The sequence below is a fragment of the Streptomyces sp. NRRL WC-3626 genome (assembly GCF_000718785.1).
GTDB classification, from domain to species: domain Bacteria; phylum Actinomycetota; class Actinomycetes; order Streptomycetales; family Streptomycetaceae; genus Streptomyces; species Streptomyces edwardsiae.
Map to the genome: position 1 here is coordinate 16,100 of NZ_JOCA01000026.1, position 20,725 is coordinate 36,824.

At 71.3% G+C, this 20,725-nt stretch carries 18 protein-coding genes and 1 pseudogene; 13 read left to right on the forward strand and 6 right to left on the reverse strand.

Annotated elements, in window-relative coordinates; translation table 11 throughout:
- Nucleotides 1-2 precede the first annotated feature (2 nt).
- The 3 genes from IF28_RS0130690 to IF28_RS0130700 form a co-directional block, all read right to left on the reverse strand.
- The gene (locus tag IF28_RS0130690) at nucleotides 3-1,217 is read right to left on the reverse strand and encodes a macrolide family glycosyltransferase (RefSeq protein ID WP_030227114.1); all 1,215 of its coding nucleotides are present in this window, start codon (nucleotides 1,215-1,217) and stop codon (nucleotides 3-5) included.
- Nucleotides 1,214-2,113: a patatin-like phospholipase family protein gene (locus IF28_RS0130695; protein WP_037894370.1), complete on the reverse strand. Its 900-nt coding sequence runs from the start codon at nucleotides 2,111-2,113 to the stop codon at nucleotides 1,214-1,216. Before IF28_RS0130695 ends, IF28_RS0130690 begins: the two co-directional genes overlap by 4 nt.
- A 200-nt stretch (nucleotides 2,114-2,313) precedes the next feature.
- Nucleotides 2,314-2,856: a DUF5134 domain-containing protein gene (locus IF28_RS0130700; RefSeq protein ID WP_030227118.1), complete on the reverse strand. Its 543-nt coding sequence runs from the start codon at nucleotides 2,854-2,856 to the stop codon at nucleotides 2,314-2,316.
- A gap of 186 nt (nucleotides 2,857-3,042) precedes the next feature.
- Here IF28_RS0130700 and IF28_RS0130705 point away from each other — a divergent pair, with 186 nt between their 5' ends.
- The 5 genes from IF28_RS0130705 to IF28_RS0130725 all read left to right on the forward strand — a co-directional run bounded on the left by IF28_RS0130705 (nucleotide 3,043) and on the right by IF28_RS0130725 (nucleotide 8,639).
- Nucleotides 3,043-3,783, forward strand: coding sequence for an SDR family oxidoreductase (locus IF28_RS0130705; RefSeq protein WP_030227121.1), 741 nt, complete (start codon nucleotides 3,043-3,045; stop codon nucleotides 3,781-3,783).
- 51 nt (nucleotides 3,784-3,834) lie between these two features.
- Nucleotides 3,835-6,486, forward strand: coding sequence for a pyruvate dehydrogenase (acetyl-transferring), homodimeric type (aceE, locus tag IF28_RS0130710; protein ID WP_030227124.1), 2,652 nt, complete (start codon nucleotides 3,835-3,837; stop codon nucleotides 6,484-6,486).
- A 124-nt stretch (nucleotides 6,487-6,610) separates the two neighbouring features.
- Nucleotides 6,611-7,507 (forward strand): RNA polymerase sigma-70 factor, encoded by an 897-nt coding sequence (locus IF28_RS0130715; protein WP_030227127.1) that lies wholly within the window; start codon nucleotides 6,611-6,613, stop codon nucleotides 7,505-7,507.
- Between the two features lie 149 nt (nucleotides 7,508-7,656).
- The gene (locus IF28_RS0130720; protein WP_030227130.1) at nucleotides 7,657-8,154 is read left to right on the forward strand and encodes an Ohr family peroxiredoxin; all 498 of its coding nucleotides are present in this window, start codon (nucleotides 7,657-7,659) and stop codon (nucleotides 8,152-8,154) included.
- Between the two features lie 71 nt (nucleotides 8,155-8,225).
- The gene (locus IF28_RS0130725) at nucleotides 8,226-8,639 is read left to right on the forward strand and encodes an OsmC family protein (protein ID WP_030227132.1); all 414 of its coding nucleotides are present in this window, start codon (nucleotides 8,226-8,228) and stop codon (nucleotides 8,637-8,639) included.
- An 89-nt stretch (nucleotides 8,640-8,728) separates the two neighbouring features.
- Here IF28_RS0130725 and fdxA read toward each other — a convergent pair.
- Nucleotides 8,729-9,025: pseudogene (gene fdxA, locus IF28_RS0130730) on the reverse strand (ferredoxin); the annotation flags it as partial.
- A 139-nt stretch (nucleotides 9,026-9,164) separates the two neighbouring features.
- On the opposite strand from fdxA, the gene IF28_RS0130735 reads away from it, so the two are divergent.
- The 4 genes from IF28_RS0130735 (at nucleotide 9,165) to IF28_RS0130750 (ending at nucleotide 13,813) form a co-directional block, all read left to right on the forward strand.
- The gene (locus tag IF28_RS0130735; protein ID WP_030227138.1) at nucleotides 9,165-10,409 is read left to right on the forward strand and encodes an NAD(P)/FAD-dependent oxidoreductase; all 1,245 of its coding nucleotides are present in this window, start codon (nucleotides 9,165-9,167) and stop codon (nucleotides 10,407-10,409) included.
- Nucleotides 10,410-10,562: 153 nt separating this feature from the next.
- Nucleotides 10,563-12,263, forward strand: a complete 1,701-nt coding sequence (locus IF28_RS0130740) for an L-aspartate oxidase (protein WP_030227141.1) — start codon at nucleotides 10,563-10,565, stop codon at nucleotides 12,261-12,263.
- A gap of 111 nt (nucleotides 12,264-12,374) precedes the next feature.
- Nucleotides 12,375-13,121 (forward strand): SDR family oxidoreductase, encoded by a 747-nt coding sequence (locus IF28_RS0130745; protein ID WP_030227144.1) that lies wholly within the window; start codon nucleotides 12,375-12,377, stop codon nucleotides 13,119-13,121.
- 95 nt (nucleotides 13,122-13,216) lie between these two features.
- Complete coding sequence (locus IF28_RS0130750) at nucleotides 13,217-13,813, forward strand: YceI family protein (protein ID WP_030227148.1); 597 nt, start codon at nucleotides 13,217-13,219, stop codon at nucleotides 13,811-13,813.
- A 145-nt stretch (nucleotides 13,814-13,958) separates the two neighbouring features.
- Here IF28_RS0130750 and IF28_RS0130755 read toward each other — a convergent pair whose 3' ends face one another.
- Nucleotides 13,959-15,566, reverse strand: coding sequence for a cytochrome b (locus IF28_RS0130755; RefSeq protein WP_030227150.1), 1,608 nt, complete (start codon nucleotides 15,564-15,566; stop codon nucleotides 13,959-13,961).
- A 229-nt stretch (nucleotides 15,567-15,795) separates the two neighbouring features.
- On the opposite strand from IF28_RS0130755, the gene IF28_RS0130760 reads away from it, so the two are divergent.
- A complete protein-coding gene (locus IF28_RS0130760) occupies nucleotides 15,796-16,638 on the forward strand; it encodes an RNA polymerase sigma factor (protein WP_030227153.1) in 843 nt (280 codons plus the stop codon).
- Nucleotides 16,639-16,736: 98 nt separating this feature from the next.
- Complete coding sequence (locus tag IF28_RS0130765) at nucleotides 16,737-17,648, forward strand: sigma-70 family RNA polymerase sigma factor (RefSeq protein WP_030227155.1); 912 nt, start codon at nucleotides 16,737-16,739, stop codon at nucleotides 17,646-17,648.
- 55 nt (nucleotides 17,649-17,703) lie between these two features.
- On the opposite strand, the gene IF28_RS0130770 is transcribed toward IF28_RS0130765, so the two are convergent.
- On the reverse strand, nucleotides 17,704-19,197 hold the full coding sequence (locus tag IF28_RS0130770; RefSeq protein WP_030227157.1) for a PTS transporter subunit EIIC: 1,494 nt from the start codon (nucleotides 19,195-19,197) through the stop codon (nucleotides 17,704-17,706).
- Between the two features lie 349 nt (nucleotides 19,198-19,546).
- Here IF28_RS0130770 and IF28_RS0130775 point away from each other — a divergent pair, with 349 nt between their 5' ends.
- Complete coding sequence (locus IF28_RS0130775; protein ID WP_030227159.1) at nucleotides 19,547-20,020, forward strand: carboxymuconolactone decarboxylase family protein; 474 nt, start codon at nucleotides 19,547-19,549, stop codon at nucleotides 20,018-20,020.
- Nucleotides 20,021-20,195: 175 nt separating this feature from the next.
- Nucleotides 20,196-20,687 carry a cupin domain-containing protein gene (locus tag IF28_RS0130780; RefSeq protein ID WP_030227162.1) on the forward strand — a complete coding sequence of 164 codons (492 nt, stop codon included), beginning with the start codon at nucleotides 20,196-20,198 and terminating at the stop codon, nucleotides 20,685-20,687.
- Nucleotides 20,688-20,725: the final 38 nt, after the last annotated feature.

Here is a 20,725-nt window from a genome sequence, read left to right on the forward strand (position 1 = left end):
GTTCAGCTCTCCTGGGGCAGGTGTGCCGGGGCCGGCCCGGCTGCCCGGCGCAGACGGTCCTCGAGTTCGTCGGCGGCGCGCAGATGGCCGCCCGCCTCGCGCTGGGCGATCCGCAGGGCCGCCGCCGCGTCCCGGAAGCGGGGCTCGGTGAGCAGGCGCCGGGCGAGGGAGCGCACCGCGTCCTCGGTGACGTCCTCGGTGCGCAGGGACAGTCCGGCGCCGAGCCCGACGACCCGTCGGGCCACCATGGGCTGGTCCGCGCCCTGGGGGACGACCAGCATGGGAACCCCGGCGTACATGGCCTCGTTGACACTGTTCATGCCGCCGTGCGTGACGAACAGCGCGGCACGGTCCAGCACCTCCGGCTGCGGGACGAAAGCGCGGGCGAACACGTTGTCCGGCAGCGGACCGAGCACGGCGGGGTCCGTGCGCCCGGTGGCGAGGACCACGGTGCCGCCCAGCGGGGCGAGCGCGGTGGCGAAGGTGCGCAGCACCCGCGGGCCGGCGTCGAACACCGTGCCGAGCGAGGCGTACAGCACCGGTGCCTCCAGCTTGTCGGCGGGGAACGACGGGTCGCGCGGGCGGGCGCCGACGCTGGGGCCGACGAACCGGTACGCCGGGCCGAAGGAAGCGGCGCCGGGCTGGAAGGCGCGGGAGGTGAACACCAGGTTGAGCGGCTGGCCCGCGTTCGCGAGGTCGATCAGGGGCAGGTTCCGGGTGTCGTAGCGCCGCGACAGCCGCCATCGGGAGCGCAGACAGCCGAAGGCGGTGCGGGGCCGGGCCGCCCCGGCGGCCAGCAGTTCCCATGAGGCGCGGGTGGGGCTGGGCACCCGGCGGTCGAACGCCATGGTGGTGAACGCGGCGGCCGCGGGCACCCCGAGTTCGGTGGCCGCGACCGGCCCCCAGGGGCAGGCCGAGCCGTGGACGATCAGGTCGGGCCGGGCGCGGCGCAGATCGGACAGCACGGCGGGCAGCAGGGCGAGGGCGGTGCGGGCGAGCCCGTGCAGCATGCCGAGGGGCGTGGGCGGTCCGGAGAGCAGCAGGCCGTCCCCGGGGTAGAGGCGCACGGTCGCGCCGGTGGCGGCGATCTCGTCGGCGAACGCGGGAGTGGTGTGGTACGTGACGGTGTGACCTCGGCGGACGAGTTCGGCCACGACCGGCAGTGTCGGGTTGATGTGTCCGTGCAGGGGGATGTTGAGGAACGCGATGGTGCTCATCGGTGGGTCCCCCCGAGCGAGAGGGTGCGTGCGGCGGTGACGGGCACAAGGTCCTCGTCCCGGTAGAGGCCGGGCCCGGCGACGTCCAGCCGGTCGAGGAAACGTCCCGCGGTGCGGGCGGCGGTGCCGATGAGCCGCCGGGAGTGGCCGAAGTCCCACGGCGCCGGCCAGGTCTCGATGCCGGTCGGCACCACGACGGTCGGGATCTGTCCGGCCGCCTCCCGCAGGCCGCTCTCGATCTGGTGGCGCAGGAGGACGAGCCCGGCCCGGGAGGCGACCGCGCCGGCCCGCCGGGGGACGACGGGGCTCAGCGGTCCGCCCTCCGGGCCGGTCGACAGCACCACCACACTCGCCGCGCCGGCCCGCAGGGCGGCACGGACGGGGACGTAGGCGATCACCCCGCCGTCGATGAGGGTCCGGCCCTCGCGGTCCACCGGGGGCAGGGCTCCCGGGACGGCCGCGCTGGCCAGCAGCGCGGACTCGAGGTCACCGTGGTCGAGCAGTACGGGCTCGCCGGTGGCCAGGTCGGTGGCCACCGCGGTGAACGGGATCGGCAGCCGCTCGATGCGGGGCGGGAGTCCGGCCCGGGCGATCAGCCGGCGCAGGCCGCGGTCGCCGAAGACGCTGGCCATGGAGGGCAGGAATCCGAAGGGGAACACCTCGCGGCGGCGCAGCTGGGTCCACACATGGTCGAGCCAGGGCGCGGCCTCACCCGGGTGGGCGGCGGCGATGGCTCCGTTGAGCGCGCCGACCGAGGTGCCGATGATCATGTCGGGACGAAACCCCCGCTGTTCCAGGGCGTATCCGACGCCGACGTGCGTGGCGCCCAGTACTCCTCCGCCGCCGACCACCGCCGCCACCGGCCGGGGAAGGTTCTGCAGGCCCGAGCCACTCATGGTTCACCCTCTCTCGCCATGATGCCGCGTCGTTCGCGTTGTCGCCCTATGGACCGGACGGGCCCGCCGTCTGTGACACGGCATGCCTGTGACGTACGGCGGTGCGGTTCCGTCGTACGTCACAGGCATGCCGGCCGTTGCCGCGGTGGTGGTCCTCGGCGAGCTCGATGGACACACTATGTCACATCGTGTGGAGCGCCTCATGGGTGCATCAGCAGCATGACGGCCGTGCCGAGGGCCATCGAGCCGTCCCAGAAGCAGGTGTACGGATCCCCGGCCGTCCTGCGCCCGGCCGTCGCGCGCAGGCTCGGCATACAGCGGGTCAGTGACCGGAGCGCGCACAGCAGGAGGCAGACCGCCAGCGCTGCGGCGGCCGCCGGTGGGGCCCCGTGCGAGTGGCCGGTCATACGGTGTGCCATCAGGGCCATCGCCGCCATGTCGGCCGCGTACGGCAGACTCCGCAGGACGGCGGCCGGCCGACGGCCGTGCCTCCGTACGAGGGCGCTCGCCGGGAACCACAGTGCCGCCGCGGCGAAGAAGGCGGCCTGGGGCGGGCCCGGAACCCCGGCGCCTGGGCTCCACGGCATCACGGCCATGGCCAGTGCCATCGCCGTGTGCAGGAGGTGGCCGACCCGGTCGTGCCCTCCTCGGTCCGGGGACAGCACGCCGTGCCACAGCCCCCGGACGGCCGCGGCCGCGAACAGGGCTGTCAGCAGGCCGGACAGGACATCAGCGGGACGCACGACCACCACTCCGGATTCCGGGACCGTTTACGGGACAGGGACCGGCCGCCCGGCGCGGATGTGACAGGGAGGACGCGGCACGGTGTCACACCGGCGGCGGCAGTCCTGTCGTAGGTGATGAGTGGCCGGCTCCGCCGTCACGCAGACACCACAGGGGCCGCCGGCCCCGGACGGGAAGGTCCCCAGATGAGAGTCGTCGTCGCAGGTGCCACCGGACTGATCGGTTCCAGGACGGTCGCCGGGCTCCGGGATCACGGGGTCGAGGTGGTGTCCGTCTCCCGGGGGACGGGCGCCGACGTCGTCACCGGGGAGGGACTCGCCCGGGCGCTGCGGGGCGCGGACGTGCTCGTGGACGTCACCGACGCCCCCTCGCGTGCGGAGGAGGCCAGTGTGCGGTTCTTCGACACGGCGACCACCAATCTGCTGCGGGCCGCGGCGACCGCGGGCGCAGAGCACTACGTGGTCCTGTCGGTCGTGGGTGCCGAGCACCTGGAGTCCGGCTACTTCCGTGCGAAGCATCTGCAGGAGGAGCGTGTACGGCGCTCGCCCCTGCCGCACTCGATCGTGCGGGCCGCGCCGTTCTTCGAGTCCGTCGAGTCCCTGGCGCTGATGAGCACGTACGGGGACGGGGTGCACGCCGCTCCCGTGCTGGTGCGGCCCGTGTCCACGGACGACGTCGCCGCCGCGGTCGCCCATGTCGCGGTCGGTCTGCCGCTGTTCGGGACGCTCGAGGTCGCCGGCCCCGAGGAGTTCCGGCTCGACGAGCTCACCGCGAAGCTGCTGGCCGCGCGGGGCGATGTACGCGACGTGGTCACCGACCCCGGCGCCCGGCTCTTCGGCGCGCGGATCGAGGAGCGCACGCTGCTGCCGCAGTCCCCCGCCCGTGTGGGCCACGAGACGTTCACACGGTGGCTGGCCCGGCGGTGAACCGGCCCCGCCCCTTCCCCACACCACGCCCGAACAGAGAGATGTGCCGCCATGAGTGAGCTCGACCAGCTGCCCGACCGTGACGCCGAGGAGACCGCCGAATGGCAGGCGTCCCTCGACGCCGTCATGAAGCACGCGGGGCCGGAACGGGCCGCGTATCTGCTGCGGCGGGTGCACGAGTACGCGGCCGGGTCCGGTGTGGCCCTCCCCCGGCTCCTCTCCACCGACTACGTCAACACCGTCCCGGCGGCGGCGCAGCCGGCCTTCCCCGGTGACATCGGCATGGAGTCCCGGATCACCGCGCTGAACCGGTGGAACGCGGCGGCGATGGTGACCCGCGGCTCCCGCCTGGGACTCGGCGGTCACATCTCCACCTACGCCTCGGCGGCCTGGCTGTACGAGATCGGGTTCAACCACTTCTTCCACGGCAAGGACGGGGACGGCAGCGGGGATCAGCTGTATGTGCAGGGGCACGCGTCGCCGGGCGTCTATGCCCGCGTGTTCCTCGAAGGGCGGTTGAGCGAACGGCAGTTGGACGGCTTCCGGCGCGAGGCCGACGGGCAGGGGCTGCCGTCGTACCCGCACCCCAGGCGGCTGCCGTGGCTGTGGGAGTTCCCCACGGTCTCCATGGGGCTCGGGCCGCTCGCCGCCATCTACCAGGCCAGGTTCAACCGTTATCTGCACGACCGGGGCATCAAGGACACCTCGGGCTCCCGGGTGTGGGCGTTCCTCGGCGACGGGGAGATGGACGAGCCCGAGGCGACCGCCGCGCTGACTCTCGCCGCCCGGGAAGGGCTGGACAACCTGACCTTCGTCGTCAACTGCAATCTGCAGAAGCTCGACGGGCCCGTACGGTCGAACTCGAAGATCGTGCAGGAGCTGGAGGCCAGGTTCCGCGGGGCGGGCTGGAACGTGGTGAAGTCGCTGTGGGGCGAGGCCTGGGACCCCGTGTTCCGGCAGGACACCGACGGCAGCCTGGTCCGCCGTCTCGCCGAGGCGCCCGACGCGCAGATGCAGACGTACGCCGCCCGCGACGCCGCCTACATCCGCGAGCACTTCTTCACCGGCGACGCGCTCTCGGGCATCGCGGCGGGACTGAGCGACGCACAGCTCACCGACCTGTTCGGCGACTCGCGCGGCGGGCACGAACCGCTCAAGGTGTACGCCGCCTACCGGGCCGCCGTCGAGCACCGGGGCGAACCGACCGTCATCCTGGCCCAGACGGTGAAGGGACACACGCTGGGCCCGGACTTCGAGTCGCGCAACGCCAACCACCAGATGAAGAAGCTGACCATGGCGCAGTTCCGCGAGATGCGCGATCTCCTGGAACTCCCCATCCCGGACAGCGCGTTGAGCGGGGACCTGGTGCCCTACTGGCACCCCGGCGAGAACGCGCCCGAGGTGCGCTATCTGCGCGAGCGGCGCGCCGCCCTCGGCGGCCCGGCACCGGTGCGCCGGGTCGCCGCCAAACCGCTGGAGCAGCCGCCCGCCCGGCCGTTCGAGTCCCTGCGGAAGGGGTTCGGCAAGCAGGAGGTGGCCACCACCACGGCGCTCGTCCGCCTGGTCAAGGACCTGATGCGCGGGAAGGAGACGGGCCCGCGCTGGGTACCGATCATCCCGGACGAGGCCCGTACGTTCGGCATGGAGGCCCTGTTCCCGACGGCCGGCATCTACTCGCCCGAGGGGCAGACCTACGAACCCGTCGACGCCGACCAGTTGCTGTACTACCGGGAGGCACGCGACGGGCAGCTCATCGACGAGGGCATCACCGAGGCCGGTTCCCTCGCCGAGTTCACCGCCGCGGCGACCTCGTACGCCACGCACGGCGAGCCGATGATCCCGTTCTACATCTTCTACGCCATGTTCGGCTTCCAGCGCACCGGCGACCAGTTCTGGGCGCTCGCCGACCAGCTGGGGCGCGGCTTCGTCATCGGCGCGACGGCGGGCCGTACGACGATGACCGGGGAAGGGCTGCAGCACGCCGACGGGCACTCGCATCTGCTGGCCTCCACCAATCCGGCGGCGGTGAGCTACGACCCGGCCTTCGCCTACGAGATCGCGGTGATCGTCCGGGAGGGGCTGCGCCGTATGTACGGCGAACGGCCCGAGGACGTCTTCTACTACCTGACGGTCTACAACGAGCCGAAGCGGCAGCCGCCCATGCCGGCCGGCCCGTCGGTGGAGGAGGGGATCCTGCGGGGCATCTACCGGTACCGGCAGGCGCCCTCCCCCGGCGCCGGGCCGGCCATCCAGCTGCTGTCGTCCGGTACGGCGATCCACTGGGCCCTGGAGGCGCAGGAGCTGCTCGCCGCGGACTGGGGTGTGCCGGCCGACGTGTGGTCGGTGACGTCCTGGACGGAACTGCGCCGTGACGGGCTGTGCGCCGACCGGGCGCGGCTGCGCGGTGAGGAGCGTGTGCCGTACGTGACGCGGGCGCTGGCGGGCGCACCGGGGCCCGTGCTGGCCGTGAGCGACTGGATGCGGCAGGTGCCGGACCAGATCAGCCAGTGGGTGGAGCAGGACTACGCGTCGCTGGGCACGGACGGTTTCGGTCTGTCCGACACCCGGGACGCGGTACGCCGCTACTTCCGCGTGGACGCCGAGTCGATCGCCGTGGCGGCACTGGACCGGCTGGCCCGGACCGGCGCCGTCCCCCCCAAGACGGTGGCACGGGCCCGGGAGCGCTACGGGTGGCAGGGCTGAACCCCTGGCAGTGACACGGTGTGTCATGACCGGTCGCCGACGGTGTGCGGGCTCCCGCGTCCCCCGGGCGCATACCGTCGGACCGGCTTGTAGCATGGTTGGGCAGGAGTCGGAAGGGACCACCATGCACACTGGGGATGACACCGATTCCCTCGACCGGGCGACGCGGGACTTCATCGCGGCCCGTCCACAGCTGTTCGGTATCGCGTACCGGGTGCTCGGCAGTTCCGCGGAGGCCGAGGACGTCCTCCAGGAGGCGTGGCTGCGCTGGCAGAACACCGACCGCGGCGGCGTCCACGAGCCCACGGCGTTCCTGACCACGATCACCACGCGGCTGGCCATCAACGTCGCCCAGTCCGCGCGGGTGCGGCGGGAGGCCTACGTCGGGCCGTGGCTCCCCGAACCCGTCGACACCAGCCAGGACCCGCAGATGGGCGCCGAACGGGCCGAGGCGCTGGAGATGGCGGTCCTCCTGCTGCTCGAGAAGCTGAACCCGCTGGAGCGGGGCGCCTATGTGCTGCGGGAAGCCTTCGACTACCCCTACAAGCAGGTCGCGGAGATCCTGGAGACGAGTGAGGCCAACACCCGTCAGCTGGTGAGCCGGGCGCGCAAGCACCTCGCCGCCGAGCGCAAGGAGCCGGTCAGCCCCGCGGAGCACAAGCGCCTGCTGGAGGTGTTCCTCGCCGCCGCGCAGCGGGGCGACATGGCGGTGCTGGAGAACGTGCTCGCCGCCGACGTCGTCAGCTACGCGGACGGCGGAGGCATCCGGGGGGCCTCGCGGATCCCCGTCGTGGGAATCGACCACGTCTCCAAGTACCTCGCCGCCTTCGCCCCCCGGTTCTGGCCGCGGTCACGGACCCGGTGGGTCGAGGCCAACGGCAGGCCGGCTGTCCTCGTCTCGGTCGACGGGGACCCCATGGCCCTGCTGTCCATCGATGTGTCGGCGGACGGCATCGACCGGATCATGTGGGTGATGAACCCGGCCAAGCTGTCCCCGTACGTGGCGTCGCTGAGCGGCTGAGACCCGGTGCCGCCCCATGGGGTGTCCGGACACCCCCGGACACCCGCGATCCCGAAGGGCGGACACATGACGACCGCGTTTCGCCCCACCGGCCCGGGGAAGAGGCCCGGACAGGCACGTCCCACTGTTTCCCAGGCCGGAGTCATGCTGTGACCGAGCAGTTCCCGTCGCCCCCACTGTCCGCCGACAAGGGCTACGCCGGGGCGTCCTTCTCCGCCCTCTACACGACGACCGTGACCGTCGGCGGCGGGGCGTCCGCGCACGGGAGGGCCTCGGGCCGGGCGCGGTCGGACGACGGAGTGCTGGACGTGAGTCTCCGTATGCCCGCGGAACTCGGCGGGGACGGTCACGGAACCAATCCCGAGCAGTTGTTCGCCGCCGGGTTCGCGGCCTGCTTCCACGGGGCGCTGAGCCTGGTGGCGCGGGAGGAGGAACTCGATCCGTCCGGCATCTCCGTGGCGGCGACCGTGGCGTTCGGGCGGGATCCGGCGGACGGCGGCTATCTGCTCCGGGTCGGTCTGGTGGTCGGCTGGCCGGGCATCGACCCGGAGATCGCCGAACCCCTGCTGGAGCAGGCGGACTCGCTCTGCCCGTACGCCAAGATGACCGCCCGGGGCACCCCCACCACCATCACCCTGGCGTCGTAGCCCGCTGTCACACGGACGTGGGCCCCACTGTCTAGTAGGTGAACCAGTGAGGCACTCCGAAAGGCAGCATCATGACTGGACGCACCGTGTCGGTCCGTGAGGGCCGGCGTCTTGCCCGTTCCCTCACGGTCGGGCCGCACCTCCTGACCGCGGACGAGCCCGAGCCGCTGAGCTCGGACACGGGCCCCACACCGGGAGAGCTGCTGCTGGCCGCGCTCGGCTCGTGCACCTCGATGGCCGTCCGCGCGTACGCGGGCCGGCACGGCTGGCGGCTGGACCACGTCGTCGTGGACCTGCGGTTCGGTCCGCGGGGCGAGATCGTCAAGAACATCCGGATCACCGGCGATCTGGAACCCGACCAGATCCAGCGGCTGCTGGCGGTGGCCGGCCGCTGCCCCGTGCAGCGTCTGATCACCGGGGACGTCTCGGTGGTCACCGTGCCCACGGTCGTCACACCGCGGACCGGGACCCCGCTGCCGAGCTGACCGCGTCAGGACGTCGAGGTCGGGAACCACACGTCGACGTCGTCGGTGTCCTCCCGGCCGACGGGAAACACGGCGATGTCCCGCTTCGGTGAACTCTGCGGGGGCAGTCCGGCGACGACGTGATGGTCGCCGCGCCCGTCCCCGGGCGACGCGAGCTCGAAGAACTCGGCGTTCACGGACCGGTAGTGCGCCCACTGCCGCGGGAGGTCGTCCTCGTGGAAGACCGCCTCCACCGGGCACACGGGCTCGCACGCGTGGCAGTCGACACATCCGCCGGGGTCGATGTACAGCGTCCGCTCCCCCTCGTGGATGCAGTCCACCGGGCATTCGTCGACGCAGGCCCTGTCCTTGACGTCGACGCAGGGCTGCGCAATGACGTACGTCATCCTCTTCTCCTTCGCCGTCGGCCAGTCGTAAAGACCGGGCGACCGGCGCCCTTGTGACAGACGCCCTGTCACAGGACGCACGGACACACGGTCTGATGGATAAATCACACCATGGCTCGCACAGCATGCGACAAGCGAGATGAGGAACATCGTGTCTCCTGGGAACAACTTCGTCATCGTCGGAGGTGGTCTGGCCGCGGCCAGGGCCGCCGAGGCACTGCGGGAGAACGGTCACGACGGCCCGCTCCTCGTCATCGGCGACGAGCGGGAGCGGCCGTACGTCCGGCCGCCGCTGTCCAAGGGCTACCTGCTGGGCAAGGAGAACCGCGAGTCGGTCTTCGTGCACCCCGCGCAGTGGTACGCCGAGCACGACGTCGAGCTGCTCCTGGGCAGGCATGTGCGGTCGGTCGACCCGCGTACCGGGGAGATCGAGCTCGACAGCGGATGGCGCGTTCCCTACGCCAGGCTGCTCCTGGCCACCGGCTCGTCCCCGCGCCCGCTCGCCGTGCCCGGCGCGGACCTCGACAACGTCCTGTATCTGCGGCGGGTGGCGGACAGCGAGCGGCTCAGGGCCGCGTTCACCGAGGGCGCCAGGGTCGTCGTGATCGGCGGCGGTTGGATCGGTCTGGAGACCGCGGCGGCCGCCCGGACGGCCGGGGCGGACGTGACGGTGCTGGTGCACGCGGAGCTGCCGTTGCAGAAGGTCCTCGGGCGGGAGGCGGCTCAGGTCTTCGCCCGGCTGCACGAGGAGCACGGTGTGAAGCTGCGCCCCCGTACCGAGGTCGAGCGCATCACCGGCAGCGGCGGACGGGCGGACGGGGTGCTGCTCGCGGACGGCACCCGGCTGGCCGCGGACGCCGTGGTGGTGGGCGTCGGCGCCACGCCCAACGTCCGGCTCGCGCGGGAGGCGGGTCTGGAGGTGCGCAACGGCATCGTCACCGACGGGGGGCTGCGTACCTCGGCGCCCGGCGTCTTCGCCGCGGGCGATGTCGCGAACGCGCTCCATCCGCGGTTCGGCCGGCATCTGCGCGTGGAGCACTGGGCGAACGCACTGCACCAGCCGCGCACGGCGGCGCTGGGCATGCTCGGCGAGGACGCCCTCTACGACCGGCTGCCGTACTTCTACACCGACCAGTACGACCTGGGAATGGAGTACACGGGGTACGTGGAGCCGGGAGCGTACGACCGTGTCGTCTTCCGCGGCGATGTCGAGGGACGGCGGTTCCTCGCGTTCTGGATGTCCGGCGGCCGCGTCCTGGCGGGCATGAACGTCAATGTGTGGGACGTCGTCGACAGCGTCCGCGCGCTCGTGGAGTCCGGGGCGGAGTTCGACGACGCCGCCCTCGCCGATCCCGGCGTACCGCTCGGGAGCCTGCTGCCCTGACCCCGGGTCGCAGGCGGGTTCCGCCGGGCGCATCCTGGGAGGCGGAGGTCCGTGGCGCCGGGTGTCACAACCACCTCGGTCATCCGGTCGTAGTCGGTGAACACCCCAACGATCGGAGCAATCGTGGCTGCCACCGAACAACGTCTCTCCACCATGGTGCTGGTGATCGGTACCGGCGGAGCCGGCCTGCGGGCGTCGATCGAGCTGGCGGAGGCCGGCGTCGACGTCCTCGCGGTCGGCAAGCGCCCGAAGGAGGACGCCCACACCTCGCTCGCCGCCGGCGGGATCAACGCGGCCCTGGCCACGATGGACCCCGAGGACAGCTGGCAGCAGCACGCGGCGGACACGCTCAAGGAGAGCTATCTGCTGGGCGATCCCCGCACCGCCGAGATCGTCACGCAGGGCGCCGCCCTGGGCATCGACGACCTGGAGCGCTACGGCATGGCCTTCGCCCGGGAGGAGGACGGCCGCATCTCCCAGCGCTTCTTCGGCGCGCACAAGTTCCGGCGCACCGCCTTCGCCGGCGACTACACCGGCCTCGAGATCCAGCGCACGCTCATCAGGCGGGCGGAGCAGCTGGACATCCCGGTGCTCGACGGCGTGTACATCACCCGGATCCTGACCCACGAGGGCGCCGTGTTCGGGGCGTACGGCTTCGACCTCACGGACGGTACCCGCTACCTCATCCACGCCGACGCCGTGATCCTCGCCGCGGGCGGGCACACCCGGATCTGGCGGCGTACGTCGTCGCGGCGCGACGAGAACACCGGCGACTCGTTCCGGCTCGCCGTGGAGGCGGGCGCCCGGCTGCGCGACCCGGAGCTGGTCCAGTTCCACCCCTCCGGGATCATCGAGCCGGAGAACGCGGCCGGCACGCTCGTCAGCGAGGCCGCGCGCGGTGAGGGCGGCATCCTGCGCAACGCGCTCGGCGAGCGGTACATGAACCGCTACGACCCCGCGCGCATGGAACTGTCCACCCGCGACCGGGTCGCCCTGGCCTCCTACACGGAGATCAAGGAGGGCCGCGGCACGGAGAAGGGCGGCGTGTGGCTCGACGTCTCCCATCTGCCCCGGCAGACGATCATGAGCCGGCTGCCGCGGGTCTACCAGACGCTGCTGGACCTGCAGATGCTGGACATCACCCGTGACCCGATCGAGGTCGCGCCGACGGCGCACTACTCGATGGGCGGGGTGTGGGTCCGGCCGGAGGACCACAGCACCGACGTACGGGGGCTGTACGCCATCGGCGAGGCGTCGAGCGGACTGCACGGCGCCAACCGGCTCGGCGGCAACAGTCTCATCGAGCTGCTGGTGTACGGCCGTATCACCGGGCAGGCGGCCGCCGCCTACTCCGATTCGCTGACGGCGCAGCCGCGCTCCGCGGCGGCGGTGGCCGAGGCCCGTGGGGAAGTCGACGGTCTGCTCGCCGCGGACGGTCCGGAGAACGTCCGGGCGTTGCAGCGCGCCATCCGCAACACCATGACCGAGCACGCGGGCGTGGTGCGTGACGAGGAGGGCCTGCGGGCCGGTCTCGCGGAGCTGACGGCGATCGAGAAGCGAATGGAGAGCGTCGGCGTGCACCCCGACATCGCCGGCTTCCAGGACCTGGCGCACGCGTTCGACCTCAAGTCCGCCGCGCTCTCCGCGCGGGCCACCCTCGAGGCGGCGCTCGAACGCCGGGAGACCCGGGGCTGCCACAACCGCAGCGACCATCCGGACATGGACCCGGCGCTCCAGGTCAATCTCGTGTGGTCGCCGACGACGGGGATCACCCGCGAAGGCATCGCCCCCGTCCCGCAGGAGATCGCCGCCCTGATGGAGGAGGTGTCGACCGACGGCAAACTCGCCGAGTGACACGGGGAGGGGGAATTTCTTGATTCCCCCGGGATTTCCGTCACAAGAAGAGCACCCGCCCGGTCTTTCCGGGTGAAGGCATCATTGATCGATTCCGAGAGGATCTCCATCATGAAGGTCGTAGTCATCGGCGGTACCGGGCTCATCGGCTCGAAGCTGGTTGAAAAGCTCAAGGCCCATGGTCACGAGGCGGTACCGGCGGCACCCAATACAGGCGTCAACACGCTGACCGGCGAGGGCCTCGCGGAGGTGCTGCAGGGCGCCGTCGTCGTGGTCGACGTGTCGAACTCGCCGTCGTTCGCGGACGACGCCGTCATGGAGTTCTTCCGCACCTCGACGAGCAATCTCCTCAAGGCGGAGTCGGAGGCCGGTGTGACACACCACGTCGCCCTCTCCGTGGTCGGCACCGAGCGGCTGCAGAAGAGCGGCTACTTCCGTGCCAAGCAGGTGCAGGAGGAGCTGATCAAGGAGTCCGGCATTCCGTACTCGATCGTGCACGCCACGCAGTTCTTCGAGTTCGTGAAGGGCATCGCGGACCTGTCGACCGAGGGTGACACCGTCCGTCTCGCCCCGGTGAAATTCCAGCCCATGTACTCCGACGACGTGGCCGCCGCCGTGGGCCGTACGGCCGTGGGCGCACCCGTCAACGGTGTGGTGGAGGTGGCCGGCCCCGAGGCGTTCCAGCTGGACGAGTTCATCCGCGACGCCCTCGCCGCCAGGAACGACCCGCGCACCGTCGTCACGGACCCCGAGGCCCCGTACTCGGGCGCCCCGGTGGAGGAGACCACGCTCCTTCCCGGCCCCGGCGCGCAACTCGCCGAAACCACCTTCTCCGACTGGCTCGCACAGCAGAAGTGAGTGGTCCGGAAGGCGGCCTCTGACGGTCAGGGGCCGCCTTCCGGCATGTCGGCCCGCCGTTTCCCCTCCCGTGCACGAAAGGAAAGCGTTCTGTCATGCTCGCTAACCGTACGACCCTTGTCGCGAACGCCGGCCCCTGTCAGGGACTGACCGGCGTCTACACCATCGACCCCGTCCACAGCACCATCGGTTTCTCCGTCCGCCACGCCATGATCTCGAACGTGCGGGGGAAATTCGATTCCTTCGAGGGTCTGCTCAAACTCGACGGTTCCCGTCCCACCCGGTCCGAGGCCTATATGAGCGTCCAGACGCAGAGCGTGGACACGGGAATCCGGGAGCGGGACCTCCATCTGCGGGGACCCGATTTCTTCGACTCCTCGACATTCCCCCTGATGACGTTCCACTCCACCAGAATCACCGGCGCCGGCGACGACGTTTTCCGGCTGGCCGGGAATCTGCGGATCAAGGACATCGAACTTCCGCTCACCGTCGACCTCGAGTTCGGTGGGGCGAGCGTGGACGCCTACGGGCAGCACCGGGTCGGTTTCGAGGGCTCGGCGACCCTGCGGCGCTCCGACTGGGGACTCACCTGGAACACGGCGCTGGAAACGGGTGGCGTCCTCGTCGGCGACAAGGTGAGGCTGCTCCTCGACATCTCGGCCGTACGGCTGTCCGCGGTTGCTGCCGCCTGACGCCGCGAACCCCGCACGGCCCCGCTTGCCCGACCGCCCCGCCGGCCCCGCTGCCGGCGGGGCGGTCCTCGTCGCACCGGCAGGGAGGAGTCCACGGGGAAGGGGCGGGGCGGCACTCACGCCGCCCCGCCCCTTCTCCGGTGGTTCAGTGCCGCTGCCCGCCGGTGACCTCCTCACGGTCCTCCCCCATGGGTTCCGGAAGCCGGCTGCCCTCCCCGTAGAAGCCGCGGCTGAGCCTGGCCCTCAGCCGCCGGACCCGGTCGGCCCCGTCGCCGTCCACGGTGAGGGGTTCGTACTGCTCGTGCGCGGTGAGCCGGTACCGCTGCTCCGGGGTGAGCGGTGCGTGCACCTCGACGTACTCGCCGTGGGGCAGGCGTTTGATCACTCCCGTCTCCCGTCCGTGCAGCACCTTGTCGCGGTCGCGCCGCTGCAGACCGAGGGCCACACGCTTGGTCACGAGGAAGACGGCCACCGGGACGACGAACAGACCGATACGGACCGCCCAGGTCACCGCGTTCACCGACACATGCAGCCGGATGGCGATCAGGTCGTTGGCCGCTCCGATCAGCGCCACAAGGTAGAAGCTCAGCCACGCGGCACCGAGTCCCGTGCGCACCGGCCGGTTGCGCGGCCGGTCGAGGAGGTGGTGGTCCCGGTCGTCCCCGGTCACCCACGCCTCGAGGAAGGGGTAGGCGGCGAGGGCCAGGAAGAGCCCGGCGCCCACGAGCAGCGGTACAAAACTGCCGAGGGCGAGCGTGTGACCCCAGGCGGTGATCTCCCAGCCGGGCATGACCCGCAGCAGACCGTCGGCCACACCCATGTACCAGTCGGGCTGGGACCCCGCCGAGACCTGGTCGGCGCGGTAGGGGCCGTACTGCCAGATCGGGTTGATCTGCGCGAGCGCCCCGAGGACGAAGATGAACCCGGCCACCAGCACGAAGAGGCCCGCCGACTTCACGGCGTACACCCGCAGCGGCACACCGACGACGTTCTTCTCGGTCCGTCCGGGGCCGGGATACTGCGCGTGCCGGTGCCGTATGTTCAGGGCCACGTGGACGGCGATCAGGACGATCATCACGGCCGGGATCACCAGCACGTGGAGGGTGTTGAAGCGCGCTATGAGATCGTCCCCGGGGAACTCGCCCCCGAAGAGGAACATCGACAGATAGGTGCCGACGACCGGCACGGCGAGCAGGGTCCCGTTCACGACCATCAGTCCGGTGCCGGACAGCAGGTCGTCCGGCAGGTCGTATCCGGTCAGTCCGCCGAACATCGCGAGGACCAGCAGCAGGAAGCCGACCACCCAGTTGAGTTCGCGCGGCTTGCGGAACGCGCCGGTGAAGAAGACCCGCATCATGTGGACGAGCAGGGAGGCGACGAAGATCAGGGCCGCCCAGTGGTGGGCCTGTCTGATCAGCAGGCCGCCGCGCACGTCGAAGGAGATGCGCATGGTCGAGTCGAACGCCTCCGACACCAGCTGGCCCTTCAGGGGGCCGTAGCCGCCGGTGTACTCGACCGGTGCCGACGAGGGATGGAACCAGAAGCTCAGATAGACGCCCGTGACGACGATGACGACGAAGCTGTAGAGGCAGATCTCCCCCAGCAGGAAGGACCAGTGGTCGGGGAAGGCCCTGCGCATCAGGCCGCGGCCCGGGCTGCCGCGTCCGCTCCCGAGCCGGCCGCGGAACCAGCCGGCGACCCTTTCTCCTCGGCCGTCCCCCGGTGTCCCGGCCGGCGGGCTCGTGTTTCCCATGTCTCACACTCATTCCTGGCAGAGCAACCCTCTTCTCCCATATGACCGGGACGCCCGGAAAGGTGTGACACTGTGACACCGCCCACCGTTCCCGGTGGCGGTCCTGTCACAAGATCTACGTCCGTCCGGTCTCACTCCTCAAGCGACGCCCGCCGGCTCGGTCCCCGGACAGGTGTGGACTTCCGGTGTCCGGGTGGTGTGATGTCGTGGGGAGAGGGAGGTTGTCCGTATGGACCGTGCCGAGGACGGCGTGCCGATCGCGGAGCTGCTCGACGAGCGGAGGCATCTGCTGGACGTCGCGTCCTGGATGCTGGGCGGCGCACGCGACGCCGACGGCGTCGTGGACGAGGCGTACCGGCGCTGGTACGCGCTGTCCGGGGACGAGCGGGACGGGATCGGCGAGCCGCGGTCCTGGCTGGCACGGGTCGTCGGCGGCATCTGCCTGGCCCGGCTGGCGCCGCCGGAGCCCGGCCCGACCCGCCCGGGACCGCACGGCATGCTGGAGGAGGAGATCAGCGGCGTGCTGCTGGACGCGCTGGATTCCCTGTCCCCCGCCGAGCGCGCCGCGTTCGTGCTCGACGACGTCTTCGGGACGGCACCGGGAGCGGTCGCCGACATCGTGGGGCAGACCGGGCCCGAGCGCGCCGGCCCGGCCGACCGGGCCCGCGACGGTCTGCGCGCCGGCCGTGCGCGGCCGGCGACCGTGCAGCAGCACGACGCGGTGGCCCGCGCGGTGCGCCACGCCTGTACGGCGGAGGACACGGAGCACCTCGCGTCGCTGCTGGCACCCGATGTCACGGCCTTCTTCGACGGGGGCGGCAAGGTGCGGGCCCTGGTCGAACCGGTGCACGGGCATGTGCGGGTGGCCCGCAGCATGGTGCGGCTGCTGGCCGGACACCCGCACACCACGCTGGACACCCACTCGGTCAACGGACGGACCGGCCTCGTGGTCCGCTACGACCGGCAGGTGGCCGCGGTAATCAGCCTCGACATCGCCGATCACCACGTCGTGCGGGTCTGGGTCGTCCTCAATCCCGACAAGCTGCGGTCCTGGAACCCCGGACGTCACTGACACACTGTGCGTATTCGCGGTGCAAACCCTGTCACAGAACGGGGTCCGTCACGGTCAAGGAGGCGAACAGCCGACCGGAGAACGGAGAGAGCTGGATCATGCATCCCGAGACGCCCCCCACGGACAGCACCCTGGACGAGGCCGTTTCCGTCTTCGTGGAGCTCCGTCCACGCCTCTTCGGCATCGCGTACCGCGTGCTGGGCAGCGCGGTCGAGGCCGAGGACGTGGTGCAGGAGGTCTGGCTGCGGTGGCAGCGGACCGACCGCTCCGTGGTGATCAGCCCCGTCGCCTTCCTGTCGAGCACCACCACCCGGCTGGCCATCAACGTCGCCCAGTCCGCCCGGGTGCGCCGGGAGACGTACATCGGCCCGTGGCTGCCCGAGCCCGTCGACACGAGCGCCGACCCGGCGCTCGGCGCCCAGCGCGCCGAGGCCCTGGAACTGGCCCTGCTGCTGGTGCTGCAGAGGCTCAATCCGACGGAGCGGGCCGCGTATGTGCTCCGGGAGGCCTTCGACTACACGTACGCCGGCATCGCGGAGATGCTGGGACTCACGGTCGTCAACGTCCGCAAGATCGTGAGCCGGGCCCGCAGGCACCTGACGGCGGAGCAGCACGGGACGGTCGACGCGGTGGAGCACCGGCGGCTGCTGGAAGCCTTCGTCTCGGCCGCGCGGACCGGCAACATCACCTCGTTGGAGTCCTTGCTCGCCCCGGACGTGGTGAGCCTGTCGGACGGCAACGGCATCCGGGGCGCCGCCCGTGTCCCCGTGCTGGGCCGGGCGCGGGTGGCGAACCTGTCGACCGCGGCCCGGCGGTTCTGGCCCGGGACGGAGGTCCGGTTCGTCGAGGCGAACGGGCGCGGCGGGGTGCTGCTGTACCGGGACGGGCGGCCGTCGACGTTCATGACGATCGCGGCCTCGCGCGAGGGCGTTCACCGGGTGCTGTGGCAGTTCGACCCGGGCAAGATCACGTCGTTCCTCCGTTCGCGCCCCCGCCTCGCGGCCGCGTGAGTCTGCCCGCCGCTCGCCGTGCGAGGGGCGGGCAGAGCCGTCGTACGTGGCCGGATCAGACCTTCTCGGCGACCCGCTCCCCGGGAGCGGGCCGGTCCTCGGCCGGTGTTTCGGGCGCCGCGTCGAGCTCCGTGAGCATGGCCTTGGTGAAGCCGAACCAGTAGGTGGCGAGGAAGCCCGCCACGTAGCCGACGAGCAGTCCGGCGGCGTAGACGGCGATCGTCCGCCCCGGACCGTGGTTGCCGTCGAGGAGCGGGAAGAGCGCCCAGCCGGAGGGGCCGATCGCGGTCGAACCGACGTCCGTGCCCAGCTGGTTGAAGAGTCCGACGAACGCGCCGCCGAAGGCACCGCCCGCGCAGGCGGTGATGAAGGGACGCCCCAGGGGCAGCGACACACCGTAGATGAGGGGCTCGCCGACGCCGAGGAATCCGGGCCAGAGCGCGGACTTGATGGTGGTCCGGATCGAGGTGTTGCGCGGCAGCCGGAGGTAGATCGCGATCGCCGCGCCGACCTGGCCCGCGCCCGCCATCGCGAGGATGGGCAGCAGGACGGTGAAGCCGGCGCCTTCGATGAGGGTGGTGTGGATGGGGATCAGGGCCTGGTGCAGGCCCAGCATGACCAGCGGCAGGAAGAGGCCCCCGAGGAGGAAGCCCGCGCCCGCGCCGCCGTGCGACAGCAGCCAGTCGGCGGCGTCACCGATCCAGGCGGACACCTCACCGGCGAGGAACATCAGCCCGAACAGGGTCGCCAGTCCGGCCACGAGCACGGTGACCGTGGGGGTCACCAGGACGTCGAGGGCCTCGGGCACCCGGCGCCGGCACCACTTCTCCACGTACACGGCGAGCCAGGCGGCACCCAGGGCGCCGAGCACACCGCCCTGGCCGGGTGAGAGCTGCTGCCCGAACGCCTCCACCTTGGCCACTCCGGCGTAGACGACGATCGACGCGACGGCGCCGCCCAGGATGGGCGTACCGCCGAACTCCTTGGCGGTGTTGTAGCCGACGAAGACGGCGATCAGTGCCATGAACCCGGAGGCCACGGCGGCCAGGGCGGGGGTGATGCCCGGCAGCCAGTGCAGGTTGATCAGCAGGCCGTTCAGGCCGGCGATGATGCCGCAGCCGATGAGCGCGGGGATCAGCGGCACGAAGATGTTCGCGATCCGGCGCAGGAACAGCTTGAACGGGGTGGCGTTCCTCGCCTTGCGTTCGGCCCTGAGCGCCGCTCCCTGCGCGGCGAGCGCCTCGGCCGTCACGGGGTCGTCCCCGCGGTCGGGGGCGGCCCCGGCCCGCCCCGCCTCGACCAGGGCCTCGAACTCGGGGGTCACCCGGGCGACCGTGCCCGGGCCCAGCACGATCTGGTAGGTGTCGTCCTCGACCACCCCCATGACCGCGGGAAGTGCCTTGAGCGGCTCGTCCTGTACGAGGGACCGGTCGCGCAGTCCCAGCCGCAGCCGGGTCATGCAGTGGGCCACCGACGTCACGTTCCGCGCGCCCCCGACCAGGGGCAGGATGGCGGCTGCGGTGGCGTGGTGCTTGTTCTCTTCGCTCATGGTGCGGTCATGCCTTGCTGTGAGAGTGCGGCTGGTGCGTCAGGCAGCTGCGGCTTTCGAGGCACGGGGGTCATGCCCCTCCCGTCGTCGAAATTTTCTTTCCGATGTGCTGTTCGATGCTGAAAGATATTTTCAGCGCCTCCCGGGCGTCAAGGGCCCGAAAGGACCGGCGGCTCACGGCCGTCGCGGCGCGGCCTGCCCCGCGGCCGCTCACCGTTCGCCACCGTGTCGACCTGTCCGCACTCCACGCACGATGTGGCGCAGGTCACATTGCGTGCCTGTCACGGATGAGAGCCCCCTCCCGGTCATCAGGGTGTAACCGCACTACGGAGGACGGACGGATTCCACCATGGACGCTCGCATCAACTTCTTCGGCAACGCGCTCGCCGGCAAGGTGCTCAAGCACATCAACTCCGCGAACAAGGCGGTGCACGACTCGACGCTGCCGGTCGCGACCCAGGAACTGGTGAAGATCCGTGCCAGCCAGATCAACGGCTGCGGCTTCTGCACCGACATGCACACCAAGGACGCCACCGCCGAGGGCGAGACCCAGCAGCGCCTCAACCTGGTGGCCGTCTGGCGCGAGGCCAAGGTCTTCACCGAGGCCGAGCGCGCCGCCCTGGAGCTGGCCGAGCAGGGCACGCGCATCGCGGACGCCGCCGGTGGTGTCACGGACGAGGCCTGGGCGAACGCCGCGAAGCACTACGACGAGGACCAGCTCGCCGCACTGATCTCGCTGATCGCGATCATCAACGCCTACAACCGCGTCAACGTCATCAACCAGCAGCCCGCCGGGGACTACCAGCCCGGCCAGTTCGGCTGAGGCACCCCGCGGGCCACGGCCGGGGCGGCGGGTACGTGGGCGCCGCCCCAGGCGTGACACACGGATGCCGGCGTTCCGCCGTGGGGGCGGAACGCCGGCATCCGTGCGCCGTGGCCGTGCCCTCGCGCGACCGTCGAAGAGCACACACCCCTGGCACACGAGAGGAAGGACGCACATGTCGTACTACCCGGAGCAGGTGTACTGGGGAGACAGCGGCGAGGTCAGCGCGGTCTACCGCCCGGTCGGCACGCCACCCGACATCGGTGAGAGCGGTACCGGCAAGGACGCCCTGCACTATCTGGCGACCACGGCCACCACACGGGGCGAGTTCGGCCTGTACCGGGTCGAGATGCGCCCGAAGGCGGGCGGTCCCAGGACCCACTTCCACAAGACGATCTCGGAGTCCTTCTACATCCTCGAGGGCACGGTCCGGCTGTTCGACGGCGAGCGCTGGGTCGACGCGGAGAAGGGCGACTTCCTGCACGTTCCGCAGGGCGGGCTGCACGCCTTCCGCAACGACTCGGACGCACCGGCCGACATGCTGTTGCTGTTCACTCCGGGCGCGCCGCGCGAGGAGTACTTCGAGCAGGTGTCACAGCTGGCGGACGCCTCCGAGGAGGAACGCGCCAGGTTCTTCGACAAGCACGACTCGTACTTCGTGGACTGAGCGCGGGCGAGGGGTGGCACAGGCGAGGGCCCGTCCGG

What these genes read in the sequence shown, in the direction of transcription:
- IF28_RS0130690 (WP_030227114.1), bottom strand. Translation starts at nt 1,217, where the DNA reads ATGAGCACCATCGCGTTCCTCAACATCCCCCTGCACGGACACATCAAC.
- IF28_RS0130695 (WP_037894370.1), bottom strand. Translation starts at nt 2,113, where the DNA reads ATGAGTGGCTCGGGCCTGCAGAACCTTCCCCGGCCGGTGGCGGCGGTG.
- IF28_RS0130705 (WP_030227121.1), top strand. Translation starts at nt 3,043, where the DNA reads ATGAGAGTCGTCGTCGCAGGTGCCACCGGACTGATCGGTTCCAGGACG.
- aceE (WP_030227124.1), top strand. Translation starts at nt 3,835, where the DNA reads ATGAGTGAGCTCGACCAGCTGCCCGACCGTGACGCCGAGGAGACCGCC.
- IF28_RS0130715 (WP_030227127.1), top strand. Translation starts at nt 6,611, where the DNA reads ATGCACACTGGGGATGACACCGATTCCCTCGACCGGGCGACGCGGGAC.
- IF28_RS0130725 (WP_030227132.1), top strand. Translation starts at nt 8,226, where the DNA reads ATGACTGGACGCACCGTGTCGGTCCGTGAGGGCCGGCGTCTTGCCCGT.
- IF28_RS0130735 (WP_030227138.1), top strand. Translation starts at nt 9,165, where the DNA reads ATGAGGAACATCGTGTCTCCTGGGAACAACTTCGTCATCGTCGGAGGT.
- IF28_RS0130740 (WP_030227141.1), top strand. Translation starts at nt 10,563, where the DNA reads ATGGTGCTGGTGATCGGTACCGGCGGAGCCGGCCTGCGGGCGTCGATC.
- IF28_RS0130745 (WP_030227144.1), top strand. Translation starts at nt 12,375, where the DNA reads ATGAAGGTCGTAGTCATCGGCGGTACCGGGCTCATCGGCTCGAAGCTG.
- IF28_RS0130750 (WP_030227148.1), top strand. Translation starts at nt 13,217, where the DNA reads ATGCTCGCTAACCGTACGACCCTTGTCGCGAACGCCGGCCCCTGTCAG.
- IF28_RS0130755 (WP_030227150.1), bottom strand. Translation starts at nt 15,566, where the DNA reads ATGGGAAACACGAGCCCGCCGGCCGGGACACCGGGGGACGGCCGAGGA.
- IF28_RS0130760 (WP_030227153.1), top strand. Translation starts at nt 15,796, where the DNA reads ATGGACCGTGCCGAGGACGGCGTGCCGATCGCGGAGCTGCTCGACGAG.
- IF28_RS0130765 (WP_030227155.1), top strand. Translation starts at nt 16,737, where the DNA reads ATGCATCCCGAGACGCCCCCCACGGACAGCACCCTGGACGAGGCCGTT.
- IF28_RS0130770 (WP_030227157.1), bottom strand. Translation starts at nt 19,197, where the DNA reads ATGAGCGAAGAGAACAAGCACCACGCCACCGCAGCCGCCATCCTGCCC.
- IF28_RS0130775 (WP_030227159.1), top strand. Translation starts at nt 19,547, where the DNA reads ATGGACGCTCGCATCAACTTCTTCGGCAACGCGCTCGCCGGCAAGGTG.
- IF28_RS0130780 (WP_030227162.1), top strand. Translation starts at nt 20,196, where the DNA reads ATGTCGTACTACCCGGAGCAGGTGTACTGGGGAGACAGCGGCGAGGTC.